Source organism: Enterococcus sp. DIV1337a (genome assembly GCF_051712285.1).
In the GTDB taxonomy this organism is placed as follows: Bacteria; Bacillota; Bacilli; order Lactobacillales; family Enterococcaceae; genus Enterococcus; species Enterococcus faecalis.
In genome coordinates, this window is sequence record NZ_JBIOOP010000001.1 from 1,307,073 (window position 1) to 1,328,940 (window position 21,868).

21 protein-coding genes are annotated in these 21,868 nt (G+C 39.0%); 1 reads left to right on the forward strand and 20 read right to left on the reverse strand.

What is annotated here, in order from left to right:
• The first annotated feature begins 42 nt into the window (after positions 1-42).
• Positions 43-594, forward strand: coding sequence for a DUF2179 domain-containing protein (locus IGL49_RS06330; protein WP_002361848.1), 552 nt, complete (start codon positions 43-45; stop codon positions 592-594).
• 58 nt (positions 595-652) lie between these two features.
• On the opposite strand, the gene IGL49_RS06335 is transcribed toward IGL49_RS06330, so the two are convergent.
• The 20 genes from IGL49_RS06335 to eutA all read right to left on the reverse strand — a co-directional run bounded on the left by IGL49_RS06335 (position 653) and on the right by eutA (position 21,836).
• Complete coding sequence (locus tag IGL49_RS06335) at positions 653-1,537, reverse strand: DUF1803 domain-containing protein (RefSeq protein ID WP_104854856.1); 885 nt, start codon at positions 1,535-1,537, stop codon at positions 653-655.
• Between the two features lie 71 nt (positions 1,538-1,608).
• Positions 1,609-2,535, reverse strand: a complete 927-nt coding sequence (locus tag IGL49_RS06340) for a manganese-dependent inorganic pyrophosphatase (RefSeq protein ID WP_104854857.1) — start codon at positions 2,533-2,535, stop codon at positions 1,609-1,611.
• A gap of 94 nt (positions 2,536-2,629) precedes the next feature.
• Entirely contained in the window at positions 2,630-3,394 is a 765-nt protein-coding gene (gene pflA, locus IGL49_RS06345) for a pyruvate formate-lyase-activating protein (protein WP_002357530.1), read from the reverse strand.
• Positions 3,395-3,470: 76 nt separating this feature from the next.
• Positions 3,471-5,717 carry a formate C-acetyltransferase gene (pflB, locus tag IGL49_RS06350; RefSeq protein WP_002357529.1) on the reverse strand — a complete coding sequence of 749 codons (2,247 nt, stop codon included), beginning with the start codon at positions 5,715-5,717 and terminating at the stop codon, positions 3,471-3,473.
• Between the two features lie 289 nt (positions 5,718-6,006).
• Entirely contained in the window at positions 6,007-8,469 is a 2,463-nt protein-coding gene (gene parC / locus IGL49_RS06355; RefSeq protein ID WP_002357527.1) for a DNA topoisomerase IV subunit A, read from the reverse strand.
• Between the two features lie 12 nt (positions 8,470-8,481).
• On the reverse strand, positions 8,482-10,539 hold the full coding sequence (parE, locus tag IGL49_RS06360; protein WP_104854858.1) for a DNA topoisomerase IV subunit B: 2,058 nt from the start codon (positions 10,537-10,539) through the stop codon (positions 8,482-8,484).
• A gap of 204 nt (positions 10,540-10,743) precedes the next feature.
• Positions 10,744-11,172, reverse strand: coding sequence for a CoA-binding protein (locus IGL49_RS06365; protein WP_104854859.1), 429 nt, complete (start codon positions 11,170-11,172; stop codon positions 10,744-10,746).
• A gap of 87 nt (positions 11,173-11,259) precedes the next feature.
• Entirely contained in the window at positions 11,260-11,703 is a 444-nt protein-coding gene (locus IGL49_RS06370; RefSeq protein ID WP_104854860.1) for an ethanolamine utilization protein EutQ, read from the reverse strand.
• 12 nt (positions 11,704-11,715) lie between these two features.
• Complete coding sequence (eutH, locus tag IGL49_RS06375) at positions 11,716-12,816, reverse strand: ethanolamine utilization protein EutH (protein WP_104854861.1); 1,101 nt, start codon at positions 12,814-12,816, stop codon at positions 11,716-11,718.
• A 12-nt stretch (positions 12,817-12,828) separates the two neighbouring features.
• A complete protein-coding gene (locus IGL49_RS06380) occupies positions 12,829-13,092 on the reverse strand; it encodes a EutN/CcmL family microcompartment protein (RefSeq protein ID WP_002357519.1) in 264 nt (87 codons plus the stop codon).
• Between the two features lie 12 nt (positions 13,093-13,104).
• Positions 13,105-13,704: a TIGR02536 family ethanolamine utilization protein gene (locus IGL49_RS06385; protein WP_104854862.1), complete on the reverse strand. Its 600-nt coding sequence runs from the start codon at positions 13,702-13,704 to the stop codon at positions 13,105-13,107.
• A 14-nt stretch (positions 13,705-13,718) separates the two neighbouring features.
• Positions 13,719-14,354: an ethanolamine utilization phosphate acetyltransferase EutD gene (eutD, locus tag IGL49_RS06390; RefSeq protein WP_002357516.1), complete on the reverse strand. Its 636-nt coding sequence runs from the start codon at positions 14,352-14,354 to the stop codon at positions 13,719-13,721.
• Between the two features lie 3 nt (positions 14,355-14,357).
• The gene (locus IGL49_RS06395; RefSeq protein ID WP_164982861.1) at positions 14,358-14,927 is read right to left on the reverse strand and encodes a hypothetical protein; all 570 of its coding nucleotides are present in this window, start codon (positions 14,925-14,927) and stop codon (positions 14,358-14,360) included.
• 67 nt (positions 14,928-14,994) lie between these two features.
• Complete coding sequence (locus tag IGL49_RS06400; RefSeq protein WP_002357513.1) at positions 14,995-15,285, reverse strand: BMC domain-containing protein; 291 nt, start codon at positions 15,283-15,285, stop codon at positions 14,995-14,997.
• 123 nt (positions 15,286-15,408) lie between these two features.
• Complete coding sequence (locus IGL49_RS06405) at positions 15,409-16,887, reverse strand: acetaldehyde dehydrogenase (acetylating) (RefSeq protein ID WP_002357511.1); 1,479 nt, start codon at positions 16,885-16,887, stop codon at positions 15,409-15,411.
• Positions 16,878-17,396, reverse strand: a complete 519-nt coding sequence (locus IGL49_RS06410; RefSeq protein ID WP_002357510.1) for a BMC domain-containing protein — start codon at positions 17,394-17,396, stop codon at positions 16,878-16,880. The genes IGL49_RS06405 and IGL49_RS06410 overlap by 10 nt, the downstream gene beginning before the upstream one ends.
• A 13-nt stretch (positions 17,397-17,409) precedes the next feature.
• A complete protein-coding gene (eutL, locus tag IGL49_RS06415) occupies positions 17,410-18,063 on the reverse strand; it encodes an ethanolamine utilization microcompartment protein EutL (RefSeq protein ID WP_002357509.1) in 654 nt (217 codons plus the stop codon).
• A 13-nt stretch (positions 18,064-18,076) separates the two neighbouring features.
• Positions 18,077-18,988: an ethanolamine ammonia-lyase subunit EutC gene (eutC, locus tag IGL49_RS06420; RefSeq protein WP_104854863.1), complete on the reverse strand. Its 912-nt coding sequence runs from the start codon at positions 18,986-18,988 to the stop codon at positions 18,077-18,079.
• Between the two features lie 17 nt (positions 18,989-19,005).
• Positions 19,006-20,370 (reverse strand): ethanolamine ammonia-lyase subunit EutB, encoded by a 1,365-nt coding sequence (locus tag IGL49_RS06425; RefSeq protein WP_002357506.1) that lies wholly within the window; start codon positions 20,368-20,370, stop codon positions 19,006-19,008.
• 17 nt (positions 20,371-20,387) lie between these two features.
• Positions 20,388-21,836: an ethanolamine ammonia-lyase reactivating factor EutA gene (eutA, locus tag IGL49_RS06430; RefSeq protein WP_104854864.1), complete on the reverse strand. Its 1,449-nt coding sequence runs from the start codon at positions 21,834-21,836 to the stop codon at positions 20,388-20,390.
• Positions 21,837-21,868: the final 32 nt, after the last annotated feature.

Below are 21,868 nucleotides of genomic sequence, written 5' to 3' on the forward strand. Positions count from 1 at the left end.
ATGAGGGCTAGATGTAAAGATTTTGAAAAGAGGTACTTATTTATGGTCGTTGATTTAAAAATGTTAGCCATGATTTTTATCATTAATTTTGCGTATATTACCTTAAACACTATTCGTTTTATGCTAACAATGAAAGGCTATCGAGTCATTGCACCCCTCGTTAGTATGGCTGAAATAACAATCTATGTCTTAGGACTAAGTATGGTTCTGAATCGTTTAGATAATCCGTTAAATTTACTTGTCTATGCGCTTGGTTACGCTGTTGGCATTAGTGTAGGAATCAAAATCGAAGACTATCTGGCCTTGGGTTATATTATGGTATCGGTTATCCTACCTTCTACTACTGAACAATTTCATTTACCAGAAACACTTCGTGAACACGGCTATGGTGTTACGCAAAGTGTCGCCTACGGACGCGAAGGAGAGCGAATGGTTTTAGAAATCCTTTCCCCAAGAAAAAACGAACGTACATTGTACAAATTAATCAATCAATTAGAGCCGAGAGCATTTATCATCTCCTATGAGCCTAAGTTCATTTCTGGTGGTTTTTGGACGAAAAAAGTTCGCAAAAGAAATGACGCCATTTCTCACTAAGAAAGGGCGTCATTTCTTTTTATTGATTTCTAGTTTACATAATAAAATTATCGTAACTTTAATTTATTCTAAGATAACTTAGAGAGTTCATACCTAGTTGCTCAATCAATTGTTGCATAAAAACTAAGCGTTCGAGGGCCGATCGGTCAGCAATTTTTTCATAATAAAAGGCTAGAATATCCGACTGTTCTTCTAATGGCTCTGTTGATTCAGTTGCTACTGGTAAAAGGAGTTTTAAGTGGTCCTGGTCAATCGCAATCACTTGGGTCAGGTGCAAACTTTCTTGAAAAATATTAGGCACAGTACTGACTTTGCGGCCTCGCAGAGCTTGTTTAATGACTCTTCTCGCTTGCGAAAGATAGTATTCAGGATTTACGTCCCCTAGCAAGTCATATAAAGCGCTGAAGGCTTCTGGCAAGACTTGTTCTTTGCCCAAGTAATCAAAATAACGAGGTATTGTTGGAACCTCTGTCTTTTCTTTTTCAAGCGTAATTATAGATAGTTGTGCCGAGGCCAATTTTTGTTTTTGATAAAATGAGGGGCCACCGCTCACGCCAAAAAAATAGTCTTCCTCTTCTGGAAACACTTGTGGCCAAAAAGATTCAGCTAGCCAAAATAATTGCTCTGTTACAGTTCCTTTAAACTTAGGAAGTTCGTCTTCAGCCATGGTCAAACTCGCAACTTCAGCTGCCGTATAAATAGGAAAATTCAAACGATATTGACGATTTTCCCGAATGATTAACTGACAATCAATCATTTCTGATAAAAATTGTTCTAACTTGGCTTCTGTTGCAAAGGCCGCTTTTAATTGTCTTAAAATGATTCTTTCTTCCCGATGTTCATACATAAAAGTAACAAGAGGGAAAAAAAGTGATTGGTTGAGCAAATGATTGTATTGTTTCGTTTGTTGCGGAGAATGATAGTAAATTGCTAAATCATTCATGTTAACGCCCCTTTACTATTGAAGCGCCTAAGCAACAAGGAATTTATCGCGTTGCTTAGGCGCTTACGGTTTTAGTTAAAGACTTCTGTTAATTGTGGTACTACTTGTTTTTTACGAGAAACAACGCCTGGTAAGAACGCACGATTGTTAACTAATGTTACATTGAATGCTGCTTCAATTTTGGCTTGTTCCGCCCCAATCACTAATAATTCAGAATCACTGTCTAGGATATTCGTAATAATTAAGACAAACAAGTCATAATTATTGGCTGCATTTTCTGCGGCCATAGCTGCTTCTAATTCAGCTTGACGATCTAAAACTTCTGCTAAATCGACGGTATTTACTTGGGCAACGCGAACTGTTTTGCCGTTCATTGGGAAGCTTTTAGCATCTAAATCTAAAAGGACTTCAGCTGATTTATCGCTTAAATTTGTCCCCGCTTTTAATAAGTCAAGACCATAGCCTTCTAAATTAATTTCAGCAATATCAGCTAGGGCGTGCGCTGCATTGATGTCTTCTTGTGTACAAGTGGGTGATTTAAATAATAATGTATCAGAAATAATCGCTGAGACCATCATACCAGCAATTTGCGCTGGAATTGTCACGTTATTTTCTTTAAACATTTTATAGATGATTGTACTGGTACACCCTACTGGTTCTGCACGATAATACAATGGATCTGCTGTTTCGAAGTTGGCAATACGGTGATGATCCACTACTGCTAAAATGTTTACTTCAGCGATATCTGAAATGCTTTGTTGGAATTCGTTATGATCCACTAACATGACTTGGTTTGTTTCGCTAGCTGCTTCAGTGACAACACGTGGTGCTTCAATATTGAAGTAATCTAAGGCATATTGTGTTTCTTCGCTTGGTGTTCCTAAAGCGACAGCTTCTATCTCTTTTCCTAATTCTTTTTGTAAGTAAGCAAAACTAATTGCTGCTCCGATAGCATCTGTATCAGGATTTTGGTGTCCAAAAACTAAAATTTTTGACATAATACACACTCCTTGGTTTTGATTCACTCTTAATGATAACAAAAAATAGAAAAGAAACAACAAAAAAATTGTCTTCTTTTCTATTTTTCGTTGGTTAACGTGCTAGATAACCTTGATAGTCCTCGACATGTAGTAGTTTTTTCGCATTTTCAACACGATCATTTTTAGGAGGCTCAATTCCTTCTAATGGATAAGGAATACCTAGTTCTTCCCATTTGTACTTGCCCATCGTATGGTAAGGAAGCACTTCAACTTTATCTACATTGTTTAATGTTTTTATGAAGGCATCCAGACGGATTAAATATTCGTCGTAATCACTACGTTGAGGCACCAATACGTGGCGAATCCAAACAGGTTTGTCAATTTCAGATAAATAGGTAGCCATTTCCAAAATATTATCATTTGATTGCGTTGTTAATAGTTTATGTTGCTCGTTATCAATATGTTTGATGTCAAATAAGAGTAAATCTGTATACTTCATCAATTCATCAAATTGACTAATGAAGGGTTCTTCCCGAGTAAAAGGCTTGCCACATGTATCTAAGGTTGTATGAATGCCTTGTGCTTTGGCTTTTTTAAATAAATCGATTAAAAAGTCCATTTGCAATAGCGGTTCACCACCACTGACAGTGATACCACCTTTTTCGCCCCAATAAGAGCGAAAGCGTAATGCTTCCTCTAATACTTCGTCAGTCGTCACAACACGACCGCCAGAACCAATTTTCCAAGTATCTGGATTATGACAGAATTGACATCTCATGCGACACCCTTGTGTAAATACGATAAAACGGACACCTGGGCCATCAACGGTACCAAAATTTTCTGTTGAATGAATTCTACCTGTAACTGGTGTTGTCATAATGATCCCTCTTCTTTCAAACGAAAAGGATGACACGTTAAATGTCACCCTTTCAGTTAAATAATGTAAATGTTTTTTATAGTCTGTCGTGTGAAGTTCTTGAAATAACGTCTGCTTGTTGTTCAGGAGTTAAGTCACGGAATTTCACGGCATATCCAGATACACGGATAGTTAAGTTTGGATATTTTTCTGGATGTGCTTGTGCATCTAATAATAATTCGTTTGTAAATACGTTTACGTTTAAGTGGTAACCACCTTTATCAAAGTAGCCATCTAATACGTTACGTAAGTTGTTAATTCTTGTGTCGTCGTCTTTACCTAAACCATTAGGGTTGATGGTTTGTGTATTAGAAATACCATCTAAAGCGATTGTATATTCTAAACGAGCCGTTGAGTTTAATGAAGCTAACAAGCCATTTTTCTCACCTAAGAATTTACCGTCTTGATAACTTGGGTTCGCACCTGGTGCAAGAGGTTTGCCGGCACGACGTCCGTCAGGTGTATTCCCTGTTGCTTTACCATAAACAACGTTTGAAGTGATTGTTAATAATGAAGTCGTTGGTTTAGAGTTACGGTATGTGTGTTGACGTTTAATTTGTGTCATAAAGTAATCTAAAATCCAGTTAGCCATTGCATCAGCTTCTTCGTTATCGTTTCCGTATGTTGGGAATTCTTTTGTTGGTACATAATCAATGGCCATCCCATCTTCGTCACGGATTACTTCTACTTCACCGTGTTTAATTGCCATGATACTATCAGTCGCATGAGAGATTCCGGCAATACCAGTTGCGAATGTCCGTTGTAAGTCAGTATCCATTAATGCTAATTGTGGTGCTTCATAGGCATATTTATCATGCATGTAATGAATAATGTTTAATGTGTTAACATACAATTCAGCTAACCAGTCTAAGATGTCTTTATAGCGTTCCATGAATTCGTGGTAATCTAATTTGTCACCAGTCATTGGACGATATTTTGGTGCTACTTGCATTTTAGTTTTTTCGTCGACCCCGCCGTTAATTGCATAAAGAACAGCTTTCGCTAAGTTCGCACGAGCGCCGAAGAATTGCATATCTTTACCCATAACTGTTGCAGAAACACAACATGCGATTGCACAGTCGTCAGAGCCCCAGTTTTCACGTAATAAGTCATCGTTTTCAAATTGGATAGATGAGCTTTCTTTCGCAATTTTAGCTGCATATGTTCTGAAGCCTTCTGGTAAGTGAGAAGAATACAATACAGTTAAGTTCGGTTCTGGAGATGGTCCCATGTTTGTTAAGGTGTGTAAGATACGGAAGTCATTTTTGGTAACTAATGAACGACCGTCAATACCCATTCCAGCAATAGATAATGTTGCCCAAATTGGATAACCAGAGAATAATTGGTTGTATTCTGGTGTCCGTGCAAATTTAACCATACGTAATTTCATGATTAAATGGTCAATCATTTCTTGTGCTTCAAATTCAGTGATTAAACCAGCTTCTAAGTCACGTTGGATATAGATATCTAAGAATGCTGAGATACGACCAATTGACATTGCCGCACCATTTTGAGATTTAATGGCACCTAGGTAACCAAAGTATAACCATTGGATTGCTTCTTGCGCATTTGCAGCAGGACGAGAAATATCGAAACCATAAGAAGCAGCCATTTGTTTTAAGTCATTTAACGCACGGTATTGTTCAGAAATTTCTTCACGTAAGCGAATAACATCGTCTGTCATTTCTTTGTTACCAGTGTTATCATGATCTTTTTTCTTTTGTTCCATTAAGTAGTCGATACCGTATAATGCGATACGACGATAGTCACCGATAATACGGCCACGGCCATAAGCATCTGGAAGACCAGTAATGATTTTGTTTTTACGTGCTAAACGCATTTCAGCTGTGTAGGCATCAAAAACACCTTGGTTATGTGTTTTTCTGTATTCTGTGAAGATTTTTGTCATTTCTTCGTCAGTTTCATAACCATTTGAAACTAAGGCATTGTTCGCCATTTTAATACCACCAAATGGCATAAATGCTTGTTTTAATGGTACATCTGTTTGTAAACCGACAATTTTTTCTTCTTCTTTGATTAAGTAACCAGGTTCATGTGACGTAATAGTTGCTGGGATATCGCTATCCATGTCATAAACGCCATTTTTTTCATGTTGGATTTCAAATAATTCTTGTAGTTTTGTCCATAATTTGTCAGTGCTCGGAGCGATTGGTTCTAAGAAACTGTCGTCGCCTTTGTACTCTGTGTAGTTGTTTTGAATAAAATCACGAGTGTCAACGCTTGTTCTCCATTTGTCGCCTTTAAAGCCTTCCCATTGTTTCATGAAGTGTTTGCCTCCTTAGTTAACTGCTACTTGATTGTATGTAACAGCTTTATGTGATTAGTATAACACATAACCTTTTAGATGCAAGCGTTTTTTTATTATTTATTGCACTTTCTTAATAAATAAACGGGGAGAAAAGATTATAAAGGCTGATATATAAACATTTATACTTGTGAAAATAAGAACGATTTATAGTCGTTATCACTTGTGAAAAATGTACTTCTGTATTAAAAATAGCAGCCATCTGTATTAATACAGATGGCTGCTGTGGAGATATTTATAACACAGTTTAGTTTGTTTGTTCTTCTTCAATCACTGCAGAATGCATCTCGTGGACTTCCATTACTTGGCCATCTTTTTGTTCATCAATGACAAAGGAACCGTTGGATGTTCGTTCACTGATTGGATAGTTTTTCGACTGAATAACTTCTTGTGTACCTTTTTGTGTAGTAACTAATAAATCTAAATCGGTACTTTCAGACATAAAGACAACACGATGTGGATTTTTTTTCAATTCTCGTAAGACCATTAATCCACGTTTTGCTCGTCCTAATTGTGTTAATTCTTGGGCTAACATGCGTTTAACACCGCCACGTTGGGTAACGATGACAATCGGTGTATCCCCTTCAGAATGAACCAGTAAACCATTAACGACATAATCGTCTTCTTTGAGGTTCATTGATTTAACTCCAGCCGCTTTACTACCCACAACAGGTACTTCATATAATGGATAACGTAAGCCAAAACCGCGATTGCTAACGAGGAAAACATCCAATAAGTCTTGATCATTTGTTAAATAAACATTGGTAATTTCATCTTGGTCTGATTTTAATTTCATACAAGATGTCGGGCGGCTCTTATAAGTACGCCAAGGTTCAAAATCAGCCATTTTGGTTTGTTTAATCATGCCAGCTTTTGTAATGAAAACAAAGGTTTTTGTCGGACTTAACTCTTTATAAGGATATACAGCAATAATCGATTCATCGATAGCAAGATTTAAAATGGTTTGAGAAATATGTTCGCCAATTTCTTTCCAGCGTAAATCTGGCAACTCATGGACGGGTCGATAGATCATATTCCCTTTATTTGTTACTAGTAAAAGATGATCTAATGTATTGACTTCGCCAGCATATAGTAAAAAGTCGCCTTCTTTCATGCCGATTTCTTCTGGTTTTGATGCTGTATAAGAACGAATACTACTCCGCTTGATATAGCCTTCGTGCGTTACGGTTACGACCACGTCTTCCTGTGCAACTAACACGGCTGTTTCAATCTTGATTTCTTGGATTTCCTCTTCAATTTGAGTTAAGCGAGGATTGCCATATTGCTTTTTAACTTCGCGAAGTTCTTTTTTCATGACTGAGAATAGCTCTTTTTCATTGTTTAAAATGTTCAATAACTCAGCAATTTGTTGCTCTAAGGTTTTCGCTTCTTCTTGTAAATCAGTAATATCCGTATTGGTTAAACGGTATAGCTGTAAAGTAACGATTGCTTCAGCTTGTTCTTCAGTAAACGCGTAGTCGGATACCAAGTTCTTCTTCGCATCTTTTTTATCTTTACTGCCACGAATTGTTGCAATCACTTTATCTAAGATAGACAGTGCTTTAATTAAACCGGCAACAATGTGCTCACGTTTGCGAGCTTTATCCAGCTCAAATTGACAACGATTAATGATAACTGATTTACGGTGCGTAATGTAACTTTCTAAAATCCGTTTTAAGCCTACTTGTTGCGGGGTCATGTTGTCAATCGCAACCATATTAAAATTATAGTTAATCTGTAACTCAGTATTTTTAAATAGATAATTTAAAATACCTTCTGCATTGACATCTTTTTTTAGTTCAACAACAATTTGCAAGCCAGTTCTGTCACTTTCGTCACGAACTTCAGCAATGCCGTCGACTTTTTTATTTAAACGGATTTCATCCATCTTTTTCACTAGCGTTGCTTTATTGACTTCATAAGGAATTTCAGAAATGACAATTTGTTGTTTGCCGCCTTTTAAGGGCTCAATCTTTGTCTTCGCACGTAAAATTACTTTACCACGGCCGGTTTCGTAAGCTTTTTTAATTTCTGCTTTTCCTTGTAGAATCCCACCTGTTGGAAAATCTGGTCCTGGAATGTATTCCATTAATTTCTCTAAACTTGCATTAGGATGATCAATTAAATACACGGTCCCATCAATAATTTCCGCTAAATTATGCGTAGGAATTTCTGTTGCATAGCCCGCTGAAATCCCCGTTGAGCCGTTTACCAATAAATTAGGATATTTGGCTGGTAAAACAGTGGGTTCTTTTTCTGTATCGTCAAAGTTCCAGACGAAATCGACGGTGTTTTTGTCGATATCTTTTAACAACTCACCACTTAACTGTGATAAACGAGCTTCGGTATAACGCATCGCCGCTGGTGGGTCGCCATCCATACTTCCGTTGTTTCCGTGCATTTCAATTAGTACTTCCCGTAATTTCCAGTCTTGACTTAGACGGACCATCGCTTCATAAATACTACTGTCACCATGGGGATGATAATTCCCCATAATGTTTCCGACAGATTTTGCTGATTTACGAAAACCTTTATCAAAGGTGTTGCCGTCTTTATTCATTGAAAAGAGAATGCGGCGTTGTACTGGTTTTAGCCCATCTCGAATATCTGGTAGGGCCCGTTCTTGAATGATGTATTTGGAATATCTTCCAAAACGATCGCCCATTACTTCTTCAAGGGTTAATTCTTGAACTTCTTGGCGTTTTTCCAAAATTGTCACTCCCTACTCTATGTCAAACAAACTGATTTCAGTGTCACCGGTTTGTTCTGCTTCTTTTGTTTTTTCCGCATCTAAAAGACTTTCTCCTGTTGGTGCAGAATTGTCTTCTTCTGAACGATCTAAAATACTACCATCTTCTTCCAACGTAAATTGAACATGTTGCTCAATCCATTTTCGACGAGGTTCAACTTTGTCGCCCATTAGTGTGGTCACACGGCGTTCTGCTTGCGCTGCATCATCAATCCGAACACGAATTAACGTTCTGGTCTCAGGATCCATCGTTGTTTCCCAAAGTTGTTCTGCATTCATTTCACCCAGACCTTTATAGCGTTGGAGCATATAGCCTTTACCAACTTTATCAATCACTTCTGCCAATTCACCATCGGTCCAAGCATACTCAATGACTGATTTTTTCCCAGTTCCTTTAGAGACTTTATAAAGAGGTGGTAAGGCAATGTAGACTTTGCCGGCTTCGATTAATGGTTTCATATAACGATAAAAGAACGTTAATAGCAACACTTGAATATGGGCACCATCGGTATCCGCATCGGTCATGATGATGATTTTATCATAATTACAATCTTCAATTGAAAATTCAGGACCAACGCCTGCGCCGATCGTATAGATCATAGTATTGATTTCTTCATTTTTCAAGATGTCTTGCATTTTCGCTTTTTCCGTATTAATGACTTTTCCTCGTAGCGGTAAAATGGCTTGGAACTTCCGGTCGCGTCCTTGTTTTGCTGAGCCTCCAGCCGAGTCTCCTTCGACAAGATATAATTCATTTTTCTTAGGATTTCTGGATTGAGCCGGTGTTAATTTTCCAGAAAGTAATGATTCACCTTTTTTCCGTTTTTTACCGTTACGGCTTTCTTCACGGGCTTTACGAGCTGCTTCACGGGCTTCACGGGCTTTAATCGCTTTCCGAATTAATGACTGACTCATTTCACTGTTTTCTTGTAAATAGAAGCCCATTTGTTCGCCTACGACGTTGTCGACAACGGTTCTTGCTAAAGGCGTACCTAATTTTCCTTTGGTTTGGCCCTCAAACTGTAGTAAGTTTTCTGGTACTCGAATAGAAAGGACGGCTGCTAAGCCTTCACGGAAGTCGCTACCTTCTAAATTTTTATCTTTTTCTTTTAATAGTCCCACTTTCCGCGCATATTCATTGTACGCCTTTGTCATTGACGTTTTCATACCGACTTCGTGGGTACCGCCATCTTTTGTGCGGACATTGTTCACGAACGATAAAACATTTTCAGAATAGCCATCGTTGTATTGGTAGGCTAATTCAACTTCAATACCTTCTTTGGCTCCTGAAAAATAAACAACGGGTGTTAAGGTATCTTTTTCTTCATTTAGATAGGCAACAAATTCTTTAATTCCTTCTTCATAATGGAAAATTTCTTCTTTTGGTTCTTCGCCGCGTTCATCGCGTAACGTGATTTTGACCCCTTTTAACAGAAAGGCCGATTCTCGTAAACGTTCAGCTAAGATTTCGTAAGAAAAATTCGTTGTTGAAAAAATACGATCGTCAGGTAAAAATGTAACAGAGGTGCCGTTGCGTTTTTTTGTTTTGCCGATTTTTTTTAAGGTACCAACTGGTTTACCGCCGTCCTCAAATCGTTCCATGTATTCTACGCCATCACGAACAATATGAACTTCTAGCCACTTAGATAAGGCATTAACAACACTGGCACCCACCCCATGGAGTCCGCCTGAAGTTTTATAGCCACCTTGGCCAAACTTACCACCCGCATGTAAGACAGTAAAAATGACTTCTACTGTTGGGATACCAGAAGCATGCATCCCTGTTGGCATTCCGCGGCCAGAGTCTGCAACACAAATACTATTATCTTTTTGGATAGTCACGTTGATTTCATTCCCGTAGCCAGATAACGCTTCATCGACTGCGTTATCGACTATTTCATAGACTAAGTGATGGAGTCCACGGCTATCGGTTGAACCGATATACATACCAGGTCTTTTCCTCACTGCTTCCAATCCTTCTAGGACTTGGATAGAGGCATCATTGTACTCATTGTTAATTTTTTTAGCCAAAGAAAAAACTCCTTATACTTAGATTCTCGTTTAGTTAATAATCGTACATTAACTATTTCTTAAAGAATTAGAAGAAGAGTGAGCGGGTTTCTTGCGTTTACCGTTCGCTCCTTCTAAAACCATCATTACAATAATACTCTATCTGGGTCAAAAAAAAAAGAGCTTTCCGTTCAGGACGCTCTTTCTTTATAAAATTACACGTGTTTACTCAGCATCTGCCATTTTTGCCAATTCAATTTTAATACAACGGTCCATAATAACTTGACGACCTTCATTTAATAACAAGTTCGCTGCGTCTTCATTTTCCAAACCTAGTTGGGCCCAAAAGACAGGCGCTTCTGTTTTCAATGTTTCTGCGGCCACTTCTGGCAAAAATTCACTCCGCCGAAAGACGTCAACAATATCAATCTTTTCAGGGATCTCTGTTAATGCCCCATAAACCGTTTCGCCAAGCACCGTTTCACCTTTTAAAACTGGATTGACAGGCAATACACGATAGCCATGTTGCTGTAAAATTTCCGCAATTTTGTAACTCGTGCGGTCGGGCTTGTTACTCAAACCAACTACCGCAATATTTTTTGCTTGTTTTAGAATATCAAAAATTTGATTTTGACTTGGATTCTCAAATGTCATTCACTCAACCCCTTTTTTCGTTCTTATTTATTATAACGCTGCGTAAAGGGTTTTGGCAAAATTATTCTCTGAATACCGACAAAATAATTATTGGCTTTGCCAATCTGCTGGATAAGTCACGTAGACAAAGCGGGCATCACCCGTCACTGAAAATTGAATTTTGCTACTTTTCGGGATTAAAATAATTTCGCCGGCTGTTGCAGAAATTTTACGTCCGTCAATCAGTATATCCAGTTGTCCTGAAATAATATAATCAATTTCATCGTATTCTAGTGTCCAGTCGAAGGTGGTATCATTCATCACCATTAAACCGCAACCAAGACGCGGGCTTTCTTCTAAAGAAAACAGATCTTTTGTGTAAACAATGTCCGCTGGGTTGCCTGTATCTAAGCGATCGTCTTCTGTTACGTCGATTTCGGGTAATTTGATGGACATAATTCCACTTGGATCCACTTGTTTAGTCGGCATTAATTTTTCTGTGACAATTTGTCGAACAAGCGTTTCAATCATTTCACGATTTAATTCTGTCATATTTACACCTCGTTATTTCACTTCTGTTTCGGGTTTTCCTAGCATTCGATTTGCCATAAAGATAGCTACAAAAATGGCGGTAATCCCTCCAACTAATTTGCCAACAATCATTGGAAAAATCATTTCTTTTGCTACGCCTGCAGTAAAACCAAGGTGGTCACCTAAAACGAAAGAAGCCGAAACAGCAAAAGCGATATTAATAATTTTTCCGCGATTATCCATGTCTTTTAACATTTGGAACATGGGAATATTGTTAGCTAATGTAGCAACCATTCCGGCAGCCGATACTTCATTCATTCCTAAAACTTTGCCTAGTTTCATCAATGGTTTATTAAAGACTTTCGTAATCACTGCTACTAAACAGAAAGCGCCGGCTAAAGTTAAAGCAATCCCGCCAACGACTTCAATTCCTTCAGTAACTGGTGCAATGCCAGGAATCACTGTAATCCCTAATAATAGTTGAATCGCCCCCACAACTAAACCAAAGATAGCGACAATCACTACGCCTTGACCAAAAATTTGGAAGCCTTTAATCATGCCTTTTGGCGCTAACCATAAACCTAAAATAATTAAAGCGGCAACAATAATAATTGGAATTAAGTTAGGAACAATCAATGACAATGGCATGCCAGCTGTTAAACCACCTGCTAATAAACCAAAAGGAATTGTAATAATCCCGCTCAAAACACCTGTTGCTAAGAATTGTTGGTCGTCTTTTTGGATAATGCCAAGCGCTACTGGAATTGTAAAGACTAATGTTGGTCCCATCATTGCGCCTAAGATTGCCCCCGCAAATAAACCAGCTTGTGGATCATTGGCTAATTGTTGCGCTAACGCAAAGCCGCCCATATCATTAGCCAATAAGGTTGTGGCAAACATTGCTGGATCAGCCCCTAGTAATTCATAGACAGGAACGACAATCGGACTTAAAAGATTGGCTAAGACAGGCGCTAAAGTGATAATCCCTACCATAGAAAGCGCTAGAGAACCCATAGCCATAATCCCTTCCTCAAATTGCTCCCCTAAACCTAGTTTGTTGCCAATACATTTATCGATTCCTCCAATAATCATGAAAAGAACCATAATATACATAATAATTTCATTAATGCTCATGTCTCGTCCTCCCTATTCTTCCTCTGTAGAATCAATGACACCAACAATCATTGCATCAATTGGGACATTCGGATCTTCTGCCGAAATACGGGCAGCATTGCCTTGACTAATTAACACTTTGTCCCCGACACCAGCTCCAGCGTTGTCAGCAGCAATTAAAAATCCTTGCTTTTCGTCCTCTTGATTCAAAATATCAACCATCATAAATTTCCAGCCATTTAATTTTTCATCTTTTCTTGTTGACCAAAGGCTACCAGTCACTTTTCCTAAAAGCATCGTTTTCCCTCCTTACGTCAGCAATTGATGCTTCCGAGCATAATCTGTCGCTAACGGGGTTAAATAGGCGTTTTTACTTAAAGAAACACCTGATTCTGTCATTCTTATCAATTGTTTTTCAGTAATGTAGGTTCGTTTGGTCTCCGCCACAGAACGAAGTTGTTTTTGACAGGCCGCCTGAAACACAGCGTAATTTTCTGAATCATGATAAAAAATCAGCCCAAACTGTTGGCACATGTCCACGTTTTCCTGAATCGTTTGTTTCAAACGATACTTCAATCGTGAATTTTTAGTCACTGAAGGTATTGGGGTTAAAACCAATACCGGCTTACCTTCAAATAAGAATGCTAAGATGTTTTTGACTAATTCATCCGTTTCCTGTAAATGCGCAATCGCATTTACTTGGGAAAGCGTTAGCCTCTTTACAATCAAACCTCGTGCTAGCTTCTGCTCCTTGGTTACCCAATTTACATCAGGAAAACGAATAAACATTTCTTCAGGAAATGCTTCTTTTGCTTCTGCTAAAGCCACTGAATAAGACGACGACAGCAATTGTTGACAAATTTGATCAGTAATCTGTTGAATCAAATTTTCCATTTCAGAAACGTTCATTGTCCTGCCTCCTTTTACTTAAGAATGTAGCCACGAGCTCCTTTAGTTAAGCCGCAAGCGTTGGCTTCATCGTAGTCAATGTGCATGTACGTTGCAAATCGCGGACTGATTCGCACAACCACATCATCAAAGATTAACGGACGTGTGCCTTCCACTTTGACTTGCACAATTTGGCTATTGCTTACTTTATTTTTTAAGGCATCTTCTGGTGTCATGTGAATATGACGTTTGGCAACAATTAAGCCGTGACTTAATGTCACAACTGCTGATCCGTTCATCAGCGTGACACCTGGTGTCCCTTCTGTCTTGCCACTCTCTCTAACTGGGGCATTAATTCCTAAAATACGTGTATCCGTCATAGAAACTTCGACTTGTGATTCGCTACGTTCAGGGCCTAAAATAACCACATTTTGAAAAAGTCCTTTAGGTCCAGCAACCGTAATTCGTTCTTTACAAACGAACTGTCCAGGTTGTGATAAATCTTTCACTTTTGTTAGTTGATATCCTGGTCCAAATAAAGCATCAATCTCTTGACGAGACAAGTGAACATGTCGGCCAGAAGCTTCAACTTCAAAAGTATTTTGTTGTTGTTGCTGAATTCGTTTAACAACTTCTTCAACAATTTCATTCATTGAATCCAATTTGTTCATCTCCTAGTTTCGTGATATTTCAGCCATGGTGCTAATTAATTCTGTAGCCCAAGATTGAAAAAGGCCGAACAGTTGTGATTCTCCTTTTAATTGGAGAATAATTTTATCTAGTTGTAATTGAATTTCTTTTGAGGAATAGCGCCATTGTCTCTGTTGGTTAGTCAGAATAGTTACCTTTGATTCCAAAATGACTGGTTCCGTTACTAGCGACTGTTCTAAAATAAATTTCTCTAACCACTGTTGTTGTTGTTCGAAATATAACCAACCTTCTGTTGATAACGCTTCATTTGTTAAGAAAGGCAAATACAATAGATGGCTTAAGTGCCGAATCTCATAAATTGTTTCTTTCGATAAATGTTCTTGTTTTTGTTTTTGTGAGGAGGCCTTCACTGAATGAACCTCAGAAAGCAATGGGTTTGCTGAAGAGAAGCTACTATTAATCCGATGCTCGCGTAGATAGCTTTTGGCGGCTGGCGTCAGAAAACTGCCTACAGGAAACACAAAATCCGTACCATCTTCTAGTTCTTTTTTTAGCCTTTTGATGCGAAGCATATCTTCTGTAATAACTGTCATAACACCCCTCCTCAATGAAAGTTTAGGACAGAAGTAATGAACCTACCTCTGCCCCAAAAAATCGAAATTATAATTCAGTTGTTGCGTGTGGTAAAATAGCGTCTACTTCTGTATGTGGACGTGGAATTACATGGACAGATAATAATTCACCAACACGTTCTGCTGCAGCAGCACCAGCATCTGTTGCTGCTTTCACGGCACCAACGTCACCGCGAACCATTACTGTAACTAAACCGCCACCGACTTGTTCTTTTCCAATTAAAGTAACGTTTGCCGCTTTCACCATTGCATCGGCTGCTTCGACAGCACCTACTAAACCACGAGTTTCGATCATTCCTAAAGCATTTGTACTTGACATTATAATTTCCTCCTAAGATGTATGTTTTATTTTTAAAAATTTGGGACAATTATCAATTTGACTTAGGTCCCAAACCCTAAATCCAATAATTCATTTGTTGCACTCTTGCTCGCTAGTTTCTTGTTAGTTTAAGCGAGCTAAAACTTGAGCCACCACGGCATTTACTAGTTCTTCTTGATTGGTTGTTTCGCAAGAAGTAGCCACAGATGTGGTTGATGTTTGACCAAATTCTTGACGAATCTCTTCTAAATCACGCACGCCATAAGCAACACGACGTAAATTGAACAGATTTTCAACCCCAATATTATCAGAAGTTGAGCTGCCACCAACTGCACCACAGCCAAGTGTTAATGCTGGCACTAAGTTAGTTGAAGCACCAATGCCGCCAAGTGTACCAGAGGTGTTAACAAGCAAACGAGAGACGGGTTTTCTTAAGCCAAATTCACGAATGACTTCTTTGTTTTCTGTGTGAATACCCATCGTATGACCCGCACCTTCACCTTTCAAGATTTCAATTGATAACGCGCAAGCTGCTTCCCAGTTTTCAACTGTATAGAAAGCAATAATCGGTGCCAATTTTTCTCTTGAAAATGGATATTTCAAGCCTACATGTGTTTCCTCGGCAACAATTAAGCGGCGATCTTTTGGAATAGATAAACCAACTAATGAAGCAATATGTTGAACGGAACGACCCACGATTTGCGGGTTCATTGTACCGTTTGGTCGTAAAATAAATTTAGCTAATTTGTCGGCTTCGGCTGGACTTAAGAAATACGCTCCCTGCTTAATTAACTCTTCTTTGACCGCTTCACGGTTGACAGTTTCAACAATAATTGATTGTTCCGATGCACAAATTGTACCGTTATCGAAAGTTTTTGAATCCATTATTTGTTTCACTGCATGAGGAACATTTGCGCTTCGTTCGATGTAGGCTGGTCCATTACCAGGCCCAACACCGATTGCTGGTGTCCCAGAAGAGTACGCGGCTTTAACCATTGCGTTTCCACCAGTAGCTAAAATTAAATTTGTTTCTTTATTTTTCATTAATTCGCTGGTCGCTTGCATAGTTGGCGTTTTGATGACCGAGACACAACCTTCTGGTGCCCCTGCAGCAATAGCCGCTTTTTGGATAATTTCCACTGTTTCAATAATCGATTTCAACGCATTGGGATGTGGTGAAAAAACAATGCTGTTGGCAGCTTTTAATGAAATTAATGCTTTGTAAATGACTGTTGATGTCGGGTTGGTAGAAGGAATTAATCCTGCAATCACACCAACTGGGACAGCAATTTCAGTGACTTTTTTGGCAGCATCATCATGGATCACACCAACTGTAGCTTTGTCCTTCATTTCGTCATATACTACTTTTGAAGCGAAAGCATTTTTGATGATTTTATCTTCATAGATACCAAATCCTGTTTCTTCATTGGCCATTTTCGCTAACTTTTCTCGTTGGTTAAACGTAGCCTCTGAAACTGCTTGGACAATCGCATCGATTTGTTTTTGCGAAAATGTTGCTAATACTTGCTGTGCCTCTTTGGCTTTTCTGATTAAATTTCTTGTTTCTTGGATGGAACGTAAGTCTTTATCTACTAATTCCACTCGTCTTCACTTCTTTCTATTTCAGCCATGATTGCTTGAATTAAAGCTTCTTTATTGGCAAATTTAATCTCACTTTTCTTTAAACTACTTAGGTTCATTTTGTAGGCTTGTTTGCGTAAATCAACCACGCGTTGTGTTTCTAATTTTTGGCGTGTGCCCGTGTGTTCTTCCAAATCTGGCGTTTCAATCTCTTCTTCAATTACTTCTACTTGTTCCATCGGTTCAGGTGCTGACTTGGGTTCTGGATCTGATAAAATCACTTCCGTTTGAGCATCAACCCGTGAAATCACATGATGAGCAATTAAACAATTTAATTCTTTAGCTACTTCCGTGCCTACTTCAACGGCAGCTTGGACCGCGGCAACGTCACCAATCAGTTCCACAGTTGTTAAACCGCCATTAATAATTTCAGCTTTTAACAAAGTAACGTCGGCGGCTTTCAATGCCGCATCGGCCACACTAATGGCACCTAAAAACCCTTTGACTTCGACCATTCCTAATGCTTTCATTCAGGTCACATCCTTAATAACTCAACGGATTGTCAGCGATATTTTGAATGACTTGTTCAAACGCACTGCAAGCAGCTTTACATGCAGATTGACTACCTGTCAATAAGGCGCCGCCAAAGTTCGTTTCAGAAGGCGGGCCATAAAAGACACCCATTTGAACATCGGCAGCTTTCATTGCTGCATCTAAGCCAACCATCGCTTCTAGCGGTGGAGCAATCAGATAAGCAATCGCTTCACCTTCAGGAATATTCGCTTGTTCAGACAAAAAGCTACCCGTTCTTGACACTACATGTGCAAAATAAACAATACTGTCATCTTCGTTAGCACTATAGAAGCTGGCTTCTTCTTCAATGACTTGCGTAATGACACTCAAGCCACTATTGACTTCGGCAGGACTCGGACCAGCAATAATGCCAATCACTTCACCGGCTAATTTGGTTGAAGCATTTGCTGCGCCGGCATACATACTTTTACCGTAAACTACAGTAACATCGGCGGCTTTGGTTGCTTCATCTAATGCAACGTAAGTGACATCATCACAATCGGAAGTAACAATTCCTAATGAGCGATGTTCTGGTTTCAATGATAATTCTTTTGCTAATGCCGGATCGACATTGGGAATGACTTTCATACTTAGGACATTTGCACCTAGACGATCATTTTTCATGAGAAATCCTCCTTTATTCAGCTTCTTTTAAATCAATACCAGATTTTTTCTTGTCTAACATTTTTTTGATAATTTCGGCAATGTAGGCCCCTGCTTCAACAGCCGGTGTCCCACCTTTGTGAATATTTGAAATAACTGTCCGCCGTGCTTCTGGCATACCGACAGTTGGTTTGTAAGCAATGTAGGCACTCATAGATTCAGCTGTTACTAAACCAGGACGTTCGCCAACTAGCAAGCAAACAACATCAGCGTCAGTGATTTCACCAATTTTATCCATTGCTGGCACGCGACAATATTTAACAAAAACAACATTGTCGAAATCTAAGTTGTACATGTTTAATCCTTGTTTAATTGCTGGTAGGACTTCTTTAATATTCGCTTCGATAGCAGCTGAACTAAGGCCATCCCCTACGACCATTTGGATTTTGGCTTTTGGTGTCGTATTTTTCCGAATGATTTCACTATTTTCTTCATCAAATTGACGACCATAATCTGGACGTGTTAAATATTCATCTTTACTATTACAGATTGTTTTTGTAGAAATAAAATTCATTTCTTTTATCAAGTCTTCGCTTACGTCTGAAAAGACCGCATCTTGTGCTGCCGCATGGTCCGCTCGGAAACGTAATGTTGAACTAGTCATATAACGCGTCCCTGCACGACCAACGCCTAAACGAGCTGGCGAGAAAGCTTTCATTTTTAATAGTGCTTCAGGATCTACGGCATTTTTCAATAGTAATTGTTTACGTAAATCGACTTCAGTAATGTCAGGAATTAGGCCTTCTTCAATTTCTGTCGTTTCAGTGACGTGTGTTGTGACTGGTTTTTCTTCAGCAGTCACAGTGGCAGTCGAAACCGCTTGATTGTCAGCGACCATTTCTGTTAAAATTCCGGCAATCATTTCTTTTAATTCTTTTTCGTTCATTTGTATTCTCACCTCGTTTATTTAATAAATACAGATGCATCGCCAGCGCGACTTGTTAATTTTCCGTTTTCCATTAAGCCCATTTTTTCCATCCATTCTTCAAATTCTTTAATTGGACGTAAGCCTAATGTTTCACGAATCGTCGCCGTTTCATGGAACCCAGTTGTTTGATAATTTAACATGACATCATCGCCATGAGGAATCCCCATGATATACGTACAACCAGCTGTTGCTAATAACATGGCTAAGTTTTCCATATCATTTTGATCAGCTTTCATATGGTTGGTGTAGCAGACATCACAACCCATTGAAATTCCTGTTAATTTGCCCATGAAATGATCTTCTAAACCAGCGCGGATGACTTGTTTTGAATCGTAAAGATATTCTGGTCCAATAAAGCCAACAACGGTATTTACAATATACGGATCAAATTTTTTGGCTAAGCCATAACAACGCGCTTCCATTGTGACTTGGTCTGCGCCAAAGTTCGCTTCAGAAGAAAGTTCTGAGCCTTGACCTGTTTCAAAATACATCACATTAGGACCAGCTGCTTGACCACTGTGAAGCGCTAAATCTTGTGCTTCAGCTAAAATTTCTGCATTTAAACCAAATGCTGTGTTTCCTTTTTCTGAACCAGCGATGGATTGAAAGACTAAGCCAGTTGGCGCGCCTTGACGCATGGCTTCCATTTGTGTCGTTACGTGAGCAAGCACACAAGTTTGTGTTGGAATTTCCCATTCGCTACGGAACTCTTCAAATTTGTTTAAGATCCGTTTAACACTTTCTGTAGAATCATCAACAGGATTCAAACCAATTAAGGCATCACCGGCGCCATAAGAAAGACCTTCCATAACTGATGCCATAATGCCATCGACATTATCGGTTGGATGGTTCGGCTGTAAACGATTTGAAAAAGTTCCGGGACGGCCAATTGTTGTGTTGGCGGTTTTTTCAATATTGATTTTTTTTGCGCCAACAATTAGATCCATGTTGGACATTAATTTACAGACAGCAGCAATCATTTCTGAAGTTAGTCCACGGGAAATTCGTTTGATATCAAAATCGGTTGTTTCCGAAGATAAGATAAATTCGCGTAATTCTGCGACTGTCCAATGTTTAATACTTTCAAAAATTCGCATATTGACTTGGTCAATAATAATGCGTGTTACTTCGTCTTCGTCATAATCAACAACGGGATTGTTAAACAAGTCATTTAAGGACAATTCCGATAAAACGACTTTCGCTGCCACGCGTTCTTCGGCTGAATTAGCAGCTACGCCAGCTAACTTGTCGCCAGACTTTTCTTCATTGGCTTTGGCTAAGACTTCTTTAACGGATGTAAATTGATAGACTTTGCCAAATAGTTTGGTTTTTAAAATCATCTTTGTGTCGCTCCTTTTTAGTTAAATACTAAGGTCTTAACAATGACTGGAAGGACGGCTCCTTCTGCCACTGGTAAACCGATATCTACATAATCACCGTTTTCTACTTTGACAGAGTCAAGACAGATAAACGGATAGTCTTTTGGCAGATGGGCACTTAAGGCATGCCCTAAAGCTTTCGCCATGTCTTCATCCACCATAACAATAATGGGAATTTGTTCAGCAACTAAACTAGCTAATCCTGCCACAATCCCTTGACCATAGCGTTGAATATCAGCAAATGTTGGATTGCTCATGCCTCTAATTGCTAGGGCAATCTGGGGCGTTTCTTCAATACGATGCCAATTGAGTTTTTCTTGGATTCGCTGGCCTAATTCTGTCACAGTAAGGGTTTCATCCTCTTGCGCTAATTTTAGAATTGGGATATTTTTTACCGGCAAAATTTGCTCACGGTAAGCGATCGTGCTTCCGCTAATTTCAGCAGTGTGTGAACCTGCTCCGACGACCGTCGCTCGGATTGTTTCTGTGCTTTCTAAAACTTCTTTTTCCGAAAAAATCAGTGACTTTCTCAAGTATTTCCCTAAAAGTAAGCCGATGTCCCCATATTTAAAGAGATTCGTACTTGTCGTATTTAAGCAATCAGCCACACCACCAGAAAATGTTACAATTGGTAATTCCTCACCTTTTCGTAGTGGATGGTTGGTTACTAATAACTGGTAGAACGGACTTTGTGTCCCCAAGCCAATGCTATTTTCTAACACGGCAACTAATTCCGAAATAATTGGCAGTAAGTTTTGTTCGGTGGCTTGGTCACCAAGGTGCAAGGTTAGCCCTTTTTTATTTATAATTTCTTGAATCTTCGGAGCTATATAGGTGATTTTTTGTTGTTGATCTAATTTAATTAAGCGTCCGCCAATGTCAAAACAAGCCGTGTCAATCACTTCGCCATCTTTAAAGACAGCTAAATTTGTCGTTCCCCCACCAATGTCTAAATTAACCACCGGTTTGCGTTTCGTTTCAGAATAAGTTTGAGCACCAGCGCCTTTCCCAGCAATGATACTTTCTAAATCAGGACCAGCCGTAGCAACGACAAAATCACCTGCATAGCCACTAAGTGCTCGTAGCACATTGTTGGCATTGCTTTTTCGAGCAGTTTCACCTGTGATAATTACCGCACCCATTTGAATATCTTGTTTATGAATGCCTGCTTGGCGATATTGCTCCGCTACAAACGCTTTGATAGGTTCTGCATCAATTTCTGATTGGTTAAGTAAGGGTGTAAAGATAATGTCACTTCGGTAAATGACTTTTTTATCAGAAATGCTGATACGTGGTACTGTAAACGCAGAGGCAAAATTTTCAACAGTTAATTCTGACAAGACTAATTGGGTTGTAGACGTCCCTAAATCAATCCCTACGGTTAAAAGTGTTTCCTTCGACATCGCCTGACTCGCCTCCTTTTGCATACAAAAAGGCACTTAAAGAATCGTTAGAAAAT

Excerpts from the sequence above, each read along its gene's own strand:
- eutH (WP_104854861.1), bottom strand. The coding sequence starts at position 12,816 with ATGAGCATTAATGAAATTATTATGTATATTATGGTTCTTTTCATGATT.
- eutC (WP_104854863.1), bottom strand. The coding sequence starts at position 18,988 with ATGAACGAAAAAGAATTAAAAGAAATGATTGCCGGAATTTTAACAGAA.
- IGL49_RS06400 (WP_002357513.1), bottom strand. The coding sequence starts at position 15,285 with ATGTCAAGTACAAATGCTTTAGGAATGATCGAAACTCGTGGTTTAGTA.
- IGL49_RS06340 (WP_104854857.1), bottom strand. The coding sequence starts at position 2,535 with ATGTCAAAAATTTTAGTTTTTGGACACCAAAATCCTGATACAGATGCT.
- IGL49_RS06335 (WP_104854856.1), bottom strand. The coding sequence starts at position 1,537 with ATGAATGATTTAGCAATTTACTATCATTCTCCGCAACAAACGAAACAA.
- eutD (WP_002357516.1), bottom strand. The coding sequence starts at position 14,354 with ATGAACAAATTGGATTCAATGAATGAAATTGTTGAAGAAGTTGTTAAA.
- pflA (WP_002357530.1), bottom strand. The coding sequence starts at position 3,394 with ATGACAACACCAGTTACAGGTAGAATTCATTCAACAGAAAATTTTGGT.
- IGL49_RS06365 (WP_104854859.1), bottom strand. The coding sequence starts at position 11,172 with ATGACATTTGAGAATCCAAGTCAAAATCAAATTTTTGATATTCTAAAA.
- eutA (WP_104854864.1), bottom strand. The coding sequence starts at position 21,836 with ATGCAAAAGGAGGCGAGTCAGGCGATGTCGAAGGAAACACTTTTAACC.
- eutL (WP_002357509.1), bottom strand. The coding sequence starts at position 18,063 with ATGAAAAATGATCGTCTAGGTGCAAATGTCCTAAGTATGAAAGTCATT.
- IGL49_RS06380 (WP_002357519.1), bottom strand. The coding sequence starts at position 13,092 with ATGCTTTTAGGAAAAGTGACTGGTAGCCTTTGGTCAACAAGAAAAGAT.
- IGL49_RS06395 (WP_164982861.1), bottom strand. The coding sequence starts at position 14,927 with ATGACAGTTATTACAGAAGATATGCTTCGCATCAAAAGGCTAAAAAAA.
- IGL49_RS06385 (WP_104854862.1), bottom strand. The coding sequence starts at position 13,704 with ATGAACGTTTCTGAAATGGAAAATTTGATTCAACAGATTACTGATCAA.
- IGL49_RS06370 (WP_104854860.1), bottom strand. The coding sequence starts at position 11,703 with ATGACAGAATTAAATCGTGAAATGATTGAAACGCTTGTTCGACAAATT.
- IGL49_RS06425 (WP_002357506.1), bottom strand. The coding sequence starts at position 20,370 with ATGATTTTAAAAACCAAACTATTTGGCAAAGTCTATCAATTTACATCC.
- IGL49_RS06410 (WP_002357510.1), bottom strand. The coding sequence starts at position 17,396 with ATGAAAGCATTAGGAATGGTCGAAGTCAAAGGGTTTTTAGGTGCCATT.
- IGL49_RS06330 (WP_002361848.1), top strand. The coding sequence starts at position 43 with ATGGTCGTTGATTTAAAAATGTTAGCCATGATTTTTATCATTAATTTT.
- pflB (WP_002357529.1), bottom strand. The coding sequence starts at position 5,717 with ATGAAACAATGGGAAGGCTTTAAAGGCGACAAATGGAGAACAAGCGTT.